The organism is Bradyrhizobium sp. LMG 9283, assembly GCF_045571415.1.
In the GTDB taxonomy this organism is placed as follows: domain Bacteria; phylum Pseudomonadota; class Alphaproteobacteria; order Rhizobiales; family Xanthobacteraceae; genus Bradyrhizobium.
The window spans coordinates 4,608,742-4,624,198 of the sequence record NZ_CP120691.1; the positions used below are offsets into that span (position 1 = coordinate 4,608,742).

The following is a 15,457-nucleotide window of genomic DNA, read 5'->3' on the forward strand; positions in this document are numbered from 1 at the left end:
GCGACACGATACGTTACCGAAACATGGGCCCCGGCTCTGCAGCGCACCGCTGAAGAAGCGCTGCGCTGCGTCCGGGGCACGAGAGAAACGTGGCGAGCCTACCTCCTCGCCACGTACTCGTTCCACCCCTTCGCCCGCAGGCTGCACGCCGGGCACTCGCCGCACCCGTATCCCCACTCGTGCTGCGCGCCGCGTTCACCGAGATAGCAGGTGTGGGACTGCTCGCGGATGAGATCGACCAGGCCGTCGCCGCCGAGATCGTGCGCCAGCTTCCAAGTCGCGGCCTTGTCGATCCACATCAGAGGCGTATGCAGCTCGAACTGCTTGGCCATGCCGAGCGAGAGTGCCGCCTGCATGGCGCGGATGGTCTCGTCGCGGCAATCGGGATAGCCGGAATAATCAGTCTCGCACATGCCGCCGACGATGTGGCGGATCCCACGCCGATAGGCCAGGGCCGCGGCGAAGGCCAGGAACACGAGGTTGCGGCCCGGCACGAAGGTATTGGGCAGGCCGTCTGCGCCCATCGCGATCGCGACGTCGCGTGTCAGCGCCGTCTCGGAGACGGCCGCGAGCGTCGGGATCGACAGCGTATGGCTCTCGCCGAGTTTTGCAGCCCAATCCGCGCGCAGCGCCTTGATGCCGTCGAACAGGCAGTCGCGGCAGGCAAGCTCGATGGCGTGGCGCTGGCCGTACTCGAACCCCAGCGTCTCCACGCGGGCAAAGCGGCTGAGCGCCCAGGCGAGGCAGGTGGTGGAATCCTGGCCGCCGGAGAACAGCACCAGCGCGGTTTCGGAGGAAAATGCGTCACTCATGGTCCGCGCTTTAGCACTGCGTAACGGGCCAGCCAATCGGTGGAAATCGATCTGTTCCGCAGCGCCCCGCTGGGAACGGCGGCCCGCTTTTGGCATAAGGCCTTGGAGCCCAGGAGACTGCCCCGCAATGACCCCTTCCCGCGACATTTCCCGCCTGATCGAGATCATGGCGGCGCTGCGCACGCCGGTGACCGGCTGCCCCTGGGACCTCGAGCAGGATTTTTCGACGATCGCGCCCTACACGATCGAGGAGGCCTATGAGGTGGTGGACGCCATCACCCGCGGCGACCTAGACGATCTCAGAGAGGAGCTCGGCGACCTCCTGCTCCAGGTCGTGTTCCACGCTCAGATGGCCTCGGAGCAGAACGCGTTCGATTTTGGGGACGTGGTCGAGGCCATTACCCGCAAGATGATCCGGCGCCATCCCCACGTCTTCGCCGACCCGGACGGCAATGTCGCCCCGCACCACGTCAAGGAAGTCTGGGACCGCATCAAGGCGGAGGAGAAGGCCGAACGCGCCGCGCGCCGGCCGCCGGAGGACGTGCCCCATAACTCGCTGCTATCAGGCGTCAAGGCCGGCCAGCCCGCGCTGACGCGCGCGATGGAGCTGCAGCGCAAGGCCTCCACCGTCGGCTTCGACTGGAACGATCCGCGCGCGGTCTTGCAAAAGATCCGCGAGGAGGCTGACGAGATCGAGGCTGCGCTCGATCGCAACGACAAGCAGGAGCTTGCCGAGGAAACGGGCGACCTGATGTTCGCCCTCGTCAACCTCGCCCGCCATGTCGATGCCGATCCGGAAGCCGCGCTGCGCGCGACGAATGCCAAGTTCGAGCGGCGCTTTGCATTCATCGAGAAGGCGCTGGAGGCGCAGGGGCGGACGCTGGAGCACGCCTCGCTCGCGGAGATGGATGCGCTTTGGAATGCGGCGAAGCGGGAGGAGATCCGGTGACGGAATTGCCGCTATCAGCAACGATGTTCGCTCTGCTTCGGTGGACACGGCATTGTCCCGTATGAGCAGAACACACAGCAATCGCCGGCTTTTGGCTGCAATTGCGTGCCACAACCTTTGCAAATGTAGAAATACTGGCAAGCGTCAGTCGGCATGATCTCTGGCGACTGATAGCTGCATTCCGGACAAGTCACTACCGATGCCAGTTCCATGAGCATCACATCGCGTGCGGTACAGCATCAAATCTCGATACCACGATGTCCCGCTTGGTCTCGTCCACTCGCACGGTCATATCGAAGCGGCCGTCGTGCAGCTCTTTCGTCAGCACCTCGGCATTGCGATGGAGCCAGCTGATGCCGGCGCCGTCGGCGGCATCGATGGAGAGATCGAGCGTCGTGCGCTTGGCGGCCAGGCGTTCCTCGATCGCGGCGAGCAGTGCGTCGATGCCCTCGCCTGATACGGCGGACACCAGCATCGCCGGATGATCCTCGGGCCTGCGTGCGGCGATATTGAGCAGCTCTTCGCGCTGCTCGGGGGCGAAACGGTCGATCTTGTTCCAGACCTCGATGATGCGGCCTGAGTCGTCAGGATTGATGCCGAGCTGGCGCAGCACCGCGTCGACGTCGCTCTGCTGCGCCTCGGCGTCCTCATGCGAGATGTCGCGCACATGCAGGATGACGTCCGCCTCCAGCACCTCCTCCAGCGTGGCGCGGAAAGCGGCCACGAGCTGGGTCGGCAGGTTGGAGATGAAGCCGACGGTGTCGGACAGCATCGCCTTGCCGCCATGCGGCAGGCTGAGCGCGCGCAAGGTCGGATCGAGCGTCGCGAACAGCATGTCGGCGGCCTGCACGTCGGCGCGGGTCAGGCGGTTGAACAGCGTCGACTTGCCGGCGTTGGTGTAGCCGACCAGCGCGACGACGCGATACGGCACGCGCTGACGGCCGGCGCGGTGCAGACGCCGCGTCGCCTGCACCTTCTTCAGCTCGCTCTCGAGCTTGGAAATGCGCTCCTGGATCAGGCGGCGGTCGGCTTCGATCTGGGTCTCGCCCGGGCCGCCCATGAAGCCGAAACCGCCGCGCTGGCGTTCGAGATGGGTCCAGGAGCGCACCAGGCGCGAACGCTGGTAGTTGAGATGGGCAAGCTCGACCTGGAGCGAGCCTTCCCTTGTCTTGGCGCGCCGGCCGAAGATTTCCAGGATGAGCCCGGTGCGGTCGAGCACCTTGGCGTGCCATTCTTTCTCGAGGTTGCGCTGCTGGATCGGCGACAGCGCGCAATCCATCACCACGAGCTCGACTTCGAGGGACTTGATCAGTCCGGCGATCTCCTCGACCTTGCCCTTGCCGATATAGGTCGCAGGCCGGATCTGGCTGACCGGCGCGATGATGGCGTCGGCAATGACGAGATCGATTGCGCGCGCGAGGCCCGCGGCCTCGTCGAGGCGGGCCTCAACGTCGCGCAGGACATAACCTTCCGATTGCGCGTCGGCATTCCCTGCGCGCACTCGCAAATAGGGGCCGATGACCAGCACCCGCCCCGTATGAGCCCCCGCCGACCGCGGACGGTCGGCATCCCCGCCTAAATTCCGGGGTTCCAATCAGATCACTCTCAAGCCGGCTGATCCTCGCCGCCTTCGAACAGCTGAATCGGAGCGCCCGGCATGATGGTCGAGATCGCATGCTTGTAGACGAGCTGCGAATGACCGTCGCGCCGCAGCAGCAAACAGAAATTGTCGAACCAGGTCACGATGCCCTGGAGCTTCACTCCGTTGACCAGAAAGATCGTCAGTGGCGTCTTGGTTTTGCGAACGTGATTAAGGAAGGTGTCCTGTAGGTTTTGTGCGCGGTCTGCCGCCATTGTTTTTTTCTCGCTTTGAGTTTCTTTTTATTGCGCCGGTTGCGGCCTCTTGTGACGGGGCCTCTCCCGGTTGCCGTCCCTCATGAGATCCCCCTCGGAAGGAACAGCGTTTCGATTAGAGGACAGGTCGGGATATTAGGCAAGCCGCTTCACGCGGCAGGCCACGCCCTATTGCCCCGAAAAACTACGGAAATCGATGATTTTCCTCGCCTATTCCTGAAGGGCGGCTGCAGCGTCGTGGCGCTAGCCGACGCCGAGCGCCTTCAACTTCCGATGCAGCGCCGACCGTTCCATGCCAACGAATTCAGCCGTGCGAGAAATATTTCCTGAGAAACGGCTGATCTGTGCAATCAAATAGTCGCGCTCGAACACTTCACGCGCTTCGCGCAACGGCAGGCCCATGATGTGCTCGCCATTGTTGCTGGTCGGCATCGCCGGCACCATGGAGCCGACGTCCTGCGGCAACATATCGGCTGTGATAATGACTTCGGGTCCGCCCGCCGCCAGAATCATGACTCTCTCAACGTTGTTGCGGAGCTGGCGCACATTGCCGGGCCAGACATGGGATTGCAGCACCGCCATTGCGTCCTGCCCGATCTGGCGCTTGGGCAAGCCACTGCCGGCCGAGATTTGCTCCATGAAGTAGTCGATCAACTCCGGAATGTCCTCGCGCCGCTCCGACAGCGCCGGCACGCGGATCGGCACTACCGAGAGCCGGTGGTAGAGATCCTCGCGGAAACGGCCCGCCGCGATCTCCTCTTCGAGATTGCGCGCAGTTGATGAGATGATGCGCACATCGACCTGCACCTTGGCAGTGCCGCCGACGCGCTGGAATGACTGCTCCACCAGCACGCGCAAGATCTTGTTCTGGGTCTCGCGCGGCATGTCCGCGATCTCGTCGATGAACAACGTGCCGCCATGGGCTTCCTCGAGCGCGCCGGGCTTGCGCGGCTGCTCGCCATTGGACTGCTCGACGCCGAACAGCTCGTGCTCCATGCGCTCGGGCGTGATCGCGGCGGCATTGATCACCACGAAAGGACCGTCGGCGCGGCCCGAGGCCGTATGCAGCGTGCGCGCGGTCAGTTCCTTGCCGGCGCCGGCGGGGCCGACGATCAGGATGCGGCTGTTGGCTTTGGCGGCGCGCTCGATGGTCTGGCGCAGCTGGTTCATACTTGGCGAACGGCCGACCAGCTGGCTGGCACTCGGCGCGAGCTGCTTCAGCTCCTTGACCTCGCGCTTGAGCCGCGAGTTCTCCAGTGCGCGGGTCGCGACCAGGATCAGGCGGTCGGCCTTGAACGGCTTCTCGATGAAATCGTAGGCGCCGCGCTTGATCGCGGCGACCGCGGTCTCGATGTTGCCGTGGCCAGAGATCATCACGACGGGCAGATCGGCATTGTCCTTCTTGACCTGCTCCAAGAGCTGCAAGCCGTCGAGCTTGGAGCCCTGCAGCCAGATGTCGAGAAACACCAGGTGCGGCCGACGATTGGCGATCTCGGCGAGTGCCGTATCGCTGTCACGTGCGGTCCGGGTGACAAACCCCTCGTCTTCGAGAATGCCCGCAACGAGATCCCGAATATCGGCCTCATCATCGACAATCAGAATTTCACTTGCCATGGATCGCGCCTGTTTTGTCAGCTGCCTGTTGAGGCTTCGATTTTGGTTGAATCATTGGTCTTTTCAGCCGGCTCTTTGGTTTCGGCGGCCGGCTGTTTTGTTTCGGGGGCGTTGATCGAGCTCTTGACCGGTTCGCCCGCTGTATCCTTCGCGGCTTCGCTGGCCGCCGGCGTTTGCTCGACTGTCTCGGACTTCGCAGGTTGCCCTGAGACGGCAAAGCGCATCCGCATCCAGGCGCCGCGCTGGCCTTCACGGAAGTCGGAGGCGTCCTTCAGCTCGATGCGCCCGCCATGGTCTTCCAGCACGCGGCCGACGATGGCCAGCCCCAGCCCGGTGCCCTTGGCGCGCGTGGTGACGTACGGCTCGAGCAGCCGCGAGCGTGCGACCTTGGGCAGGCCGATGCCGTTATCGATGACGTCGATCAGCACGTCCGCGCCCTCGCGTGACACCACGACGTCGATGCGGCCTTTGCCGAGCTCCTCCGGCGGGACCTGCTCGATCGCCTCAGTGGCGTTCTTGACAATGTTTGTGACCGCCTGGGAGATCAGCCGCCGGTCGAACTGGGCGCGGAGCGGATCTTCCTTGAATTCCGCCTCGATATCGAGCTCAGGATGGGCGACCTTCATCAGGAACACGGCCTGCCGCACGGTGTCGGCGACGTCCTCGCCTTCCATCACAGGCTTGGGCATCCGCGCGAAGCGCGAGAACTCGTCGACCATGCGCCTGATGTCGTCGACCTGGCGCACGATGGTGTCGGTGCACTGGTCGAAGATCTGCTTGTCCTTGTCCTCGGTGATGGTCTTGCCGAACTTGCGGCGGATGCGCTCGGCGGAGAGCTGGATCGGCGTCAGCGGGTTCTTGATCTCGTGCGCGATGCGGCGCGCGACGTCGCCCCAGGCCGAGGTGCGCTGGGCCGAGACAAGCTCGGTGATATCGTCGAGCGTGATGATGTAGCTGTCGTGCGGCTGGTTCTTCTCGGCACTGACGCGGACCGACAGATTGCGCTCGGTGCCGTCGCGGGTGATCGTGATCTGGCCCTGCACCAGACGCTGGGTCCCTTCCCGCGCCGCCTTCATCATCTCGTCGAGCTCGGGCAGCACGTCGGAGAGCGGATGGCCGAGCGTCTCCGCTTCGGAGTGCCCGATCAGCTTCTCGGCGGAGCGATTGAGGATGCCGACACTGCCGGATGCATCGACGCCGATGATGCCGGCGCTCGCCGAGGACAGCACAGCCTCGATGAAGCGGCGGCGGCTATCGATGAGATCGCTGGCGTTGACGAGCTCGTCCCGCTGGCTGCGCAATTCCTGCGTCATCTTGTTGAAAGTCTCACCCAGCTGGGCGAGATCGCCTTCCGACTGATGGACGGGCACCTGGACGTGGAGGTCGCCGGTCGACACCGTGTGCGCCGCGTTCATCAGCCGCCGGATCGGCGAGACCAGCGAATTGGCGAAGTTGAGGCCGATCAGCACCGAGGCCATCAAAATGGTCAGCGCGATCACCGCGAACATCAGCGCGAAGGCGACCTGGATGCCGAGCCGGCGTGACTCGATCTGGGCGTATTCGGCGACGCTGACTTCGGTCTGCTTGAGCTGGTTGACGACGTTCGGGTCGAGCGGACGGGCGACATAGAGGAAGGTGTCGTTGAAGGCGCGCAGGCGGATCACCGCGGCGACGAAGCTCGCATCGGGCAGCACCGCGATCTCGGGCTCGTTCTCGTTGACGTTGCTGAGAAAGTCCGGCGCCGGCGGCGAATAAGCGAGCCGCATGCCGGTGTCGGCGGACTCCAGGATGTTCGTGTTCTTGTCGATGATCATCGCGCCCGGCAGGTTCCGGGAGGCGGCGCTCGCCGTCAGCATCTCGCGGAACGAGCGACGGTCCTGGTCGTAGAGCGGCCGGGCATGGGCGATGTCGTTGGCCATGCCGATGATGTCGCCACGGATCAGCTGCGCGTGGTCCTGCATATAGGCCCGCGCGATCGTCAGCGAGTTCTGGATCACCTCCTTGGTCGGCCCGGAGAAGAGCCGGTCGAGGCCGCGCTCGATGGTGACGTTGGCGACGACGGCGACCAGCACCGCCGGCAGCACCGCCACAATCGAGAACAGGCTGACGATCTGGACATGGAGACGCGCCGCCGCCCTGCCCCGCCGCCGCGCCAGGATCAGCTGCCAGAGTTCGCGGATGATGATCCCGACCAGCAGCAGGATCGTGGCCGCATTGATCAGGTAGAACGTGCGGACCACTTCCGGCGTCGGCTCGATCTTGGTGAGACCGGTCAGGACCAGGAACGTCAGGAAGGCCGACAGCAGGGCCAGCGCCACGGCAACGGGTGCCAGCCAGCGCCGTACCGACCAACGCCGGGGCTCTTCCGCTGGGGCCGTGTCAAAGTGTGCGGCCGAGGTGTCTGCGCTGGTCATTCCGGCAATGGTGGTGCTGAAAACGGGTCCGCGACGGGCGGATACTGATGTATTCGTACCACATTGTTGCCGAATTGCGACAATTCCGCGGCGTCCGTCCCGCGGCGGAGGGGCGCAATCCACAGGGACATTGCGTTTAGACGGGAACGGATTCCCGCCGTCCCGGCTTGATCCAGCATGGATAGGATCTTTCTCGCGACGATGGTTTCGGCCGTTCTTCTGCTGATCGTGGCCGCCGACCTCCTGGTCAACGGCCTCGCCCTTCAGCAGGTCCCGGTGAATCTCGCCAGCGTGATGCCGGCATCCGGCCAAACCGTCAGATAGATGTCATGCCGCGCGTCGCGGCCGAACGACCGATTTGAATGTGCGAGCGGAACATTTAGACCAATTGGGACTTCTGCTCATCGCGTCAGCCACAACGGCCAGCGCGATCCGGACAGGCTCAGCTCTGCCTTGGTAGGGGGAGCTGAGCCACCGTTCCGCAAAGCTATCCCCCGCTCCGATACACCTGGATATCAAGGTCGCGGATCTTCTTCCGCAGCGTGTTGCGGTTGAGACCGAGCAGGTCCGCGGCGCGGATCTGGTTGCCGCGGGTGGCGGCGAGCGCGGCCGTGAGCAGCGGCACCTCGATCTCCTTGAGGATGCGATGATAGAGGCCGGGCGGCGGCACACCATTCGGAAAGCCCTGGAAGTGCGAGGACAGATACGCCTCCACAGCGCCGCCGAGATTGTCGACGCCCTGCTGGACCGCGGCGCCCGGACTGACCGAGGGCGGCGCGAGCTCGCCGTCGATCACGGAAGCCGTGATCACGTCCTGCGGATAGAGCGCGGCGAGACGCCGGGCGAGATTTTCCAGCTCGCGTACGTTGCCGGGCCAGCGATGCTGCTTCAGCCGCTCCAGCGCCAGCGCATCCAGCTTCTTCGGCGGCAGGCCGTCCTTCTCGGCCAGCGTGAAGAAATGCCGCACGAGGTCCGGCAGGTCCTCGATCCGCTCGCGCAAAGGCGGCAGCCGCAGCGGCACGACGTTGAGGCGGAAGAACAGGTCTTCGCGGAACAGGCCCTGCTGGATCAGCACGCGCAGGTCCTTGTTGGAGGCCGCGACGATGCGCACGTCGGTCTTGATCGGGGTACGGCCACCGACGGTGGTGTATTCGCCCTGCTGCAACACGCGCAGGAGGCGGGTCTGCGCCTCCATCGGCATGTCGCCGATCTCGTCCAGGAACAGCGTGCCGCCTTCGGCCTGCTCGAAGCGGCCGGAGGCGCGGGTGTTGGCGCCGGTGAAGGCACCGCGCTCGTGGCCGAACAATTCGGATTCGATGAGATCGCGCGGGATCGCCGCCATGTTGACCGCGACAAACGGGCCGTTCCGACGCTTGCCGTAATCGTGCAGCGCGCGTGCCACCAGCTCCTTGCCGGTGCCTGACTCGCCCGTGATCATCACGGTGAGGTCGGTCTGCATGAGGCGCGCCAGCACGCGGTAGATTTCCTGCATCGCCGGCGAACGGCCGACCAGCGGGATTGCCTCCATCTCGGCATCCTCGTCCGGCGTCGAGGTCCGCTCCTTCGGCTCGGCGAGCGCGCGGCCGACGATGGCAATCAGCTCCTTGAGGTCGAAGGGTTTTGGCAGATATTCGTAAGCCCCGCGCTCGGAGGCTCGGATCGCCGTCATGAACGTGTTCTGCGCGCTCATGACGATGACGGGCAAATTCGGCCGCATCTTCTTGATCCGCGGCAACAGGTCGAAGGCGTTTTCGTCCGGCATCACCACGTCGGTGATGACGAGATCGCCCTCGCCCTGGCTGACCCAGCGCCACAGCGTTGCGGCATTGCCGGTCAGCCGCACTTCGTAACCGGCGCGGGACAGTGCCTGATTGAGAACGGTGCGGATGGCGGTATCGTCATCGGCTACGAGAATGCTACCTGCGGGCATCGTTGATCCTCATTTTGCCCCCTGTGATGCAGGCGACGACTTCCCGGCAGAGCCGTCGCGACTGCTTTGATCGGCATGTTTCACCGACGTGGAATACATCGGCATCAGCACGCGGAAGGTGGTCTTGCGCGGCTGAGATTCGCATTCGATGATGCCCCCGTGATCGCCGACGATTTTTGCAACCAGCGCCAAACCGAGACCGCTTCCGGTCTGCTTGGTGGTCACGAACGGATCGAACAGATTGGGCAGAAGATCGTCGGGCACGCCTGGTCCATTGTCCCTCACGCAGAATTCGAGCGGCAGGGATACCCGGGATTTTTGACCAGGCACTGACAGGCGCACGCCGGGTCGGAACGCTGTGGTGAGCTGGATCTCGGCGTCGGGCACGTCGATCAGGGCTTCTGCGGCGTTCTTCACGAGGTTGAGGAACACCTGAATCAGCTGGTCCTGATTCGCGAGCACCGGCGGCAGCGAGGGATCGTAATCCTCGATGAAGCGGATGTTGCGTGCAAAGCCCGACTGCGCCAGCCGCTTCACGTGGTCGAGCACCGAATGGATGTTGACGGGGCCGCGCACCACGGGACGTTCGTCGCCGAACACCTCCATGCGGTCGACCAGCGTCACGATGCGGTCGGCCTCGTCGCAGATCAGCCGCGTCAGCATGCGGTCCTCGGACGAAGCCTGCTGCTCCAGGAGCTGCGCTGCGCCGCGAATACCCGAAAGCGGATTCTTGATCTCATGCGCGAGCATTGCTGCTAGGGCTATCACCGAGCGCGCGGCGCTGCGATGGGTGAGCTGCCGATCCATCTTGTCGGCGATGGTGCGCTCCTGGAGCATCACCACGATATGGCCGGGCCTCTCGGTGAGCGGGGCGACGTGCAGGTCGACCTGGCGGTCGCCGCCCATGCGCGGCGTGCCGAGATCGACCTTGTATTCGTTGACCGGCGAGTTCGACGAGCGCACCTGGTCGATCAGCGCCAGCAAGGGGCTGCCGAACGGCACCAGCTCCTTCAGCGACTGCCGCTTCAAGAATTGCGTCGAGATCTCGAAAAAGGCTTCGGTCGCGATATTGGCGGCGACGATCTTGCCGTCCGGCCCGATCGTGAGCACGGGATTGGGCAAGGCATCCAGGATTGCGTCGCTGTCGGACTGAAGCGGCCGACGATTTTCAGCGGCTGAGCTCATGCAGCAGCGCTCCATGCGAAGTCGTCGAAGGCGTCTTGCAGTGAATTGTGAACGAGGCGCGGATCCTCCGAGACCAGGATCTTTTGGCGCCAGGATCTCAGCTTCTCGGCCGGCGCACGGCTCGCCTGCGCTGCGACATCAAGCGCCCAGCCAAGATGCTTACGGGCATGCCTCAGCCCGATGCGCAGACCATAGAGCGCGCAAACGCCATCATAGAGCGTGCGGACATAATGCAGCTGCGTTTCGAGCGAGGGGACAGCTTCCTCAGCCCCGCCCTGCAGGCGGCGGCCGATCTGACCGGGCAGCCACGGCTGGCCCTGCGCGCCGCGGCCGATCATCACGGCGTCGGCGCCTGAGGCTTCCAATGCGGTGAGCGCCTTTTCGTAAGACGTGATGTCGCCGTTGACGACGAGCGGAATGGAGATGGCCTCGCGCACGGCGCGGATCGCATCCCAATCGGCCTCGCCCTTGTAGAACTGGCAACGGGTGCGGCCATGAACGGTGACGAGCTTGACCCCGGCGGCTTCCGCGCGCCGCGCCAGCTCCGGCGCGTTGCGGGTGCGGTCGTCCCAGCCGAGCCGCATCTTCAGCGTCACCGGCACCTTCACCGCCGCGATCGTCGCATCGATCAGGCTGACGGCATGATCGAGGTCGCGCATCAAGGCCGAGCCGGACTGGCCGCCGGTGACGTGGCGGGCGGGACAGCCCATGTTGATGTCGATGATATCGGCGCCTTCGGCTTCGGCGATCCGGGCGCCTTCGGCCATCCAGTGTGTCTCACAGCCGGCGAGCTGGACCACATGAGGGCCGATGCCGGTGGCCTCGCAGCGCAACCGGGACATCCGGTGGCCATTGGCGAGCTCATCGCTCGCGGTCATCTCGGACACGACGAGACCGGCCCCAAGCTCGGCGGCCAGCCGGCGGACGGGCGAGTCAGTCACACCCGACATCGGCGCCAGGAAGGCCGGGGTGGCGACTTCAATATCGCCTATTTTCAACGGCTTAGAGCCTGATACTGCCGAGCCGGTCACGGGGGTCTCGTTGACTGGGCAGGGCCTCATCGCGCCTGCCATGATCTATCTTGCGCACAATTCTTGTGCAGTCAAGCGTCATGCCTACAGTTTAGACAGTTCTGCAAATCTTTCAAGTGCAGTGCAGCAAAATGCTGTTTCCCACAATCCGGGGAAATCCCCTTTTTTTGCGGGCTTGCCGTGCTAGAGGCATGGCCGGCAAATCACCCCCTGCTCTTTCATTAGCAACTGAGTATTTGAGTCCTATGGCGAAATCACAACGCACCGCTGTCGTCCTCGTGGCGGCCGGACGCGGCCTGCGCGCCGGCGCCGGCGGGCCGAAGCAATATCGCGAGATCGGCGGTGTGCCTGTGATCTATCGCGCCATGGAGGCCTTCAGCCGCCATCCTGATGTGTTCGCAGTGCAGCCGGTGGTGAACCCCGATGACAACGCCATGTTCACCGCAGCGGTCGCAGGGCTCAGGCACGAGCCGCCAACCAATGGCGGCGCGACGCGGCAGGCTTCGGTACTTGCTGGCCTCGAAGCGCTGGCGAAGCACAAGCCGGAGATCGTGCTGATCCACGACGCCGCGCGGCCCTTCGTCTCTGACGGCGTGATCTCGCGCGCGATCGACGCGGCGAGCCGCACGGGAGCCGCGATCCCCGTGGTTCCCGTCACCGACACCATCAAGGTCACAGGCGATAGCGGCAATGTCGAGGACACGCCGGACCGTGCGCGTCTTAGAATCGCGCAGACGCCGCAATCCTTTCGTTTCGACGTCATCCTCGAGGCGCATCGTCGCGCCGCGAAGGACGGGCGCTCGGATTTCACCGACGATGCCGCGATTGCCGAATGGGCGGGATTGACGGTCGCAACCTTTGAAGGCGATGTTGCCAATATGAAGCTCACCACTCCCGAGGATTTCGTGCGCGAGGAAGCGCGCCTGGCCGCGCAGCTCGGCGACATCAGGACCGGCACCGGATATGACGTGCACGCCTTCGGCGAAGGCGATCATGTCATGCTCTGCGGCGTGCGCGTGCCGCACACCAAGGGTTTTCTCGCCCACTCCGACGGCGATGTCGGCCTGCATGCGCTGGTCGACGCCATTCTCGGCGCGCTCGCCGACGGCGACATCGGCTCGCACTTTCCGCCGAGCGATGCGAAGTGGAAAGGCGCCTCCTCCGACCAGTTCCTGAAATACGCCATCGAGCGCGTCGCGGCGCGCGGCGGCCGCGTCGCGAATCTCGAGGTCACCATGATCTGCGAGCGGCCGAAGATCGGCCCCTTGCGCGACACCATGCGCGCGCGCATCGCCGAGATTTCCGGCATCGACATCTCGCGCGTGGCGGTGAAGGCAACCACCAGCGAGCGGCTAGGCTTCACCGGCCGTGAGGAAGGCATCGCGGCCACCGCGAGCGCCACCATTCGCCTGCCCTGGAGCGTGTAAGGCCATGGGCGGCAGCGACGCACGCGCCATCGCCCGCTCGCTGCTCGATCTGTGCCGGATGCGCAAGCTGACGATCGCGACCGCGGAGTCCTGCACCGGCGGCCTCGTTGCCGGCGCGCTGACCGACATCCCCGGCTCCTCAGATGTCATCGACCGCGGCTTCGTAACCTATTCCAATGAGGCCAAGCGCGCGATGCTTGGCGTCGAAGCGAGCACGCTGACGAATTTCGGCGCCGTCAGCAAGGAGACCGCAACCGCGATGGCGATCGGCACGCTGGAGCGCGCGGATGTCGACCTCGCCGTCGCCATCACCGGCATCGCTGGCCCCGGCGGCGCCACGCCCGGCAAGCCGGTCGGTCTCGTGCACTTCGCCGCCGCCGCGCGCGACGGCCGCATCATCCACCGCGAGCATCGCTTCGGCGCGATCGGCCGCAGCGCGGTGCGCGCCCGCTCCGTGGTCGAGGCGCTGCGCATGCTGATGGATCTCGCCCGCGGCCCGCAAGTCGCGGCCAAGCCGCAACGCACCGCCGCAAGCCGCCTGCGCCCGCGCGTGACCCGCTCGCCGCGCCGGCATGCGGTGAAGCGCAGGCCGCCACGTTCGCCTCGGGGCTGATGTTCCCGTAGCGCGGGTACAACGATCGGTAGAGCACTTGCGAAACCCATCATCTTTCAGCGCACAAGGCTTGATGGGTTTCACTTCGCTCTACCCATTCTACGACTGCGACTGCACCAGCTTCGGCCGGCCGTAGATCGCGTCCGCCCGCTTCTCGAAGGCCGTGGAAAACCGCGCGAAGGCGGCGTCGAACATCGAGCCCATCAGCATCGCCAGCATGCGGCTCTTGAACTCGTAGGCGAGGAAGAATCCGACGTCGCAGACGCCCTCGCCCTTGGGCTCGAACGTCCAGCGGTTTTCGAGCTTGCTGAAAGGACCTTGCAGATATTCGACCAGGATTTTCAGATTGGCGCGATCGAGCGTCACCCGGCTGGTGAAGGATTCCTTGACCAGCTTGAACGACACCGTCATGTCGGCAATCAGCACCTCGGTGCCGTCGGGCTTTGCCACGCGCTGGCGCACCTTCAGCGCGCTGCACAGCGGTACGAATTCCGGGTAGCGCTCGACATCGGCGACCAGATCAAACATCTCGGACGCGCTGTGGTTGACACGGTGCTTGCTCGAAACTCGATGCATGGTACGTCAGCGGGCGTGAGCTGCCCGTGCAGCCTTCAGTCTCGCGAAATCCTCGCCGGCATGATGCGACGAGCGGGTGAGCGGGCTTGCCGACACCATCAGAAAGCCCTTGGTGTAGGCGACCTTCTCGTAAGAGCTGAACTCGTCCGGCGGCACGTAGCGCATCACCGCGTGATGCTTGCGGGTCGGCTGGAGATATTGCCCGACAGTGAGGAAATCGACGTCCGCCGAGCGCAGATCGTCCATCACCTGGAGCACCTCGTGGCGCTCTTCGCCGAGGCCGACCATGATGCCGGACTTGGTGAAGATGGTGGGATCGAGCTCCTTGACCCGCTGCAGCAGGCGGATCGAGTGGAAGTAGCGCGCGCCGGGTCGCACCGTGAGATAGCGCGACGGTACGGTCTCGAGATTGTGGTTGAACACGTCCGGCTTCGCCGCGACGACGATTTCGAGCGCGCCCTCCTTGCGCAGGAAGTCGGGCGTCAGGATCTCGATCGTGGTCGAGGGGCACGCGGCCCGGATCGCGCGGATCGTCTCTGCAAAATGCTGGGCGCCGCCGTCAGCTAGGTCGTCGCGGTCGACGGAGGTGATGACGACGTGGGCAAGGCCCAGCTTGGCGGTCGCTTCGGCGACGTGTTGCGGCTCGGCTGTGTCGAGTGCATTCGGCAGGCCGGTCTTGACGTTGCAAAAGGCGCAGGCCCGGGTGCAGGTGTCACCCATGATCATGAAGGTCGCGTGCTTCTTGTCCCAGCACTCGCCGATGTTCGGGCAGCCCGCTTCCTCGCACACCGTGTGCAGGCCGTTGGACCGCACGATGTTGCGGGTGTCGGCATAGCCGCGGGTGTTGGGCGCGCGCACGCGGATCCAGTCCGGCTTCGGCGGCGAAGCGGAATCGGGCCGGTTCACCTTTTCGGGGTGGCGTGGGCGCAGCGGGTTCGAGATGGTATCGACAATAACGACCATGGGGTGTCCGGTCTGTTCAGGTCCTACCTAGTCGGTCTGGCCTGGCATCGCAACCCGGCTCGCACCGCTTCAGGGAACATGGCAGATAT

15 protein-coding genes are annotated in these 15,457 nt (G+C 64.7%); 4 read left to right on the plus strand and 11 right to left on the minus strand.

Translation table 11 applies throughout. The features are described 5' to 3' along the window. Positions 1-98: 98 nt before the first annotated feature. Entirely contained in the window at positions 99-812 is a 714-nt protein-coding gene (gene queC, locus P6U29_RS21750; protein ID WP_407112199.1) for a 7-cyano-7-deazaguanine synthase QueC, read from the minus strand. A gap of 127 nt (positions 813-939) precedes the next feature. Between queC and mazG the strand changes: the two genes are divergently transcribed. Beyond that, positions 940-1,761: a nucleoside triphosphate pyrophosphohydrolase gene (gene mazG, locus P6U29_RS21755; protein ID WP_407112200.1), complete on the plus strand. Its 822-nt coding sequence runs from the start codon at positions 940-942 to the stop codon at positions 1,759-1,761. Between the two features lie 14 nt (positions 1,762-1,775). Here mazG and P6U29_RS21760 read toward each other — a convergent pair whose 3' ends face one another. The 5 genes from P6U29_RS21760 to P6U29_RS21780 all read right to left on the minus strand — a co-directional run bounded on the left by P6U29_RS21760 (position 1,776) and on the right by P6U29_RS21780 (position 7,643). Then, positions 1,776-1,973: a GDCCVxC domain-containing (seleno)protein gene (locus tag P6U29_RS21760; RefSeq protein ID WP_407112201.1), complete on the minus strand. Its 198-nt coding sequence runs from the start codon at positions 1,971-1,973 to the stop codon at positions 1,776-1,778. 5 nt (positions 1,974-1,978) lie between these two features. Next, positions 1,979-3,355 (minus strand): GTPase HflX, encoded by a 1,377-nt coding sequence (hflX, locus tag P6U29_RS21765; RefSeq protein ID WP_407112202.1) that lies wholly within the window; start codon positions 3,353-3,355, stop codon positions 1,979-1,981. An 11-nt stretch (positions 3,356-3,366) separates the two neighbouring features. After that, entirely contained in the window at positions 3,367-3,615 is a 249-nt protein-coding gene (hfq, locus tag P6U29_RS21770; RefSeq protein WP_007591126.1) for an RNA chaperone Hfq, read from the minus strand. Between the two features lie 243 nt (positions 3,616-3,858). Beyond that, positions 3,859-5,229 carry a sigma-54 dependent transcriptional regulator gene (locus P6U29_RS21775; RefSeq protein WP_036039494.1) on the minus strand — a complete coding sequence of 457 codons (1,371 nt, stop codon included), beginning with the start codon at positions 5,227-5,229 and terminating at the stop codon, positions 3,859-3,861. Positions 5,230-5,246: 17 nt separating this feature from the next. After that, complete coding sequence (locus P6U29_RS21780; protein ID WP_407112203.1) at positions 5,247-7,643, minus strand: ATP-binding protein; 2,397 nt, start codon at positions 7,641-7,643, stop codon at positions 5,247-5,249. Between the two features lie 177 nt (positions 7,644-7,820). On the opposite strand from P6U29_RS21780, the gene P6U29_RS21785 reads away from it, so the two are divergent. Next, the gene (locus tag P6U29_RS21785; RefSeq protein ID WP_164936889.1) at positions 7,821-7,967 is read left to right on the plus strand and encodes a hypothetical protein; all 147 of its coding nucleotides are present in this window, start codon (positions 7,821-7,823) and stop codon (positions 7,965-7,967) included. 163 nt (positions 7,968-8,130) lie between these two features. On the opposite strand, the gene ntrC is transcribed toward P6U29_RS21785, so the two are convergent. From ntrC to dusB, 3 genes are read right to left on the minus strand one after another with little or no spacing between them, the layout of a single operon-like run. After that, a complete protein-coding gene (gene ntrC / locus P6U29_RS21790) occupies positions 8,131-9,573 on the minus strand; it encodes a nitrogen regulation protein NR(I) (protein ID WP_122403283.1) in 1,443 nt (480 codons plus the stop codon). A gap of 9 nt (positions 9,574-9,582) precedes the next feature. Further along, on the minus strand, positions 9,583-10,758 hold the full coding sequence (locus P6U29_RS21795) for a two-component system sensor histidine kinase NtrB (RefSeq protein ID WP_407112204.1): 1,176 nt from the start codon (positions 10,756-10,758) through the stop codon (positions 9,583-9,585). Beyond that, positions 10,755-11,756, minus strand: coding sequence for a tRNA dihydrouridine synthase DusB (gene dusB / locus P6U29_RS21800; RefSeq protein ID WP_407119388.1), 1,002 nt, complete (start codon positions 11,754-11,756; stop codon positions 10,755-10,757). Before dusB ends, P6U29_RS21795 begins: the two co-directional genes overlap by 4 nt. A gap of 278 nt (positions 11,757-12,034) precedes the next feature. Here dusB and P6U29_RS21805 point away from each other — a divergent pair, with 278 nt between their 5' ends. Both P6U29_RS21805 and P6U29_RS21810 read left to right on the plus strand, forming a co-directional pair. After that, positions 12,035-13,216, plus strand: coding sequence for a bifunctional 2-C-methyl-D-erythritol 4-phosphate cytidylyltransferase/2-C-methyl-D-erythritol 2,4-cyclodiphosphate synthase (locus P6U29_RS21805; RefSeq protein ID WP_407112205.1), 1,182 nt, complete (start codon positions 12,035-12,037; stop codon positions 13,214-13,216). 4 nt (positions 13,217-13,220) lie between these two features. Further along, positions 13,221-13,829, plus strand: a complete 609-nt coding sequence (locus P6U29_RS21810) for a CinA family protein (protein WP_407112206.1) — start codon at positions 13,221-13,223, stop codon at positions 13,827-13,829. A gap of 99 nt (positions 13,830-13,928) precedes the next feature. Here the strand turns inward: P6U29_RS21810 and P6U29_RS21815 are convergent, their stop codons facing one another. Both P6U29_RS21815 and lipA read right to left on the minus strand, forming a co-directional pair. After that, positions 13,929-14,405, minus strand: coding sequence for a type II toxin-antitoxin system RatA family toxin (locus P6U29_RS21815; RefSeq protein WP_407112208.1), 477 nt, complete (start codon positions 14,403-14,405; stop codon positions 13,929-13,931). Positions 14,406-14,411: 6 nt separating this feature from the next. Beyond that, positions 14,412-15,368 carry a lipoyl synthase gene (gene lipA / locus P6U29_RS21820; protein ID WP_407112209.1) on the minus strand — a complete coding sequence of 319 codons (957 nt, stop codon included), beginning with the start codon at positions 15,366-15,368 and terminating at the stop codon, positions 14,412-14,414. Positions 15,369-15,457 lie beyond the last annotated feature (89 nt).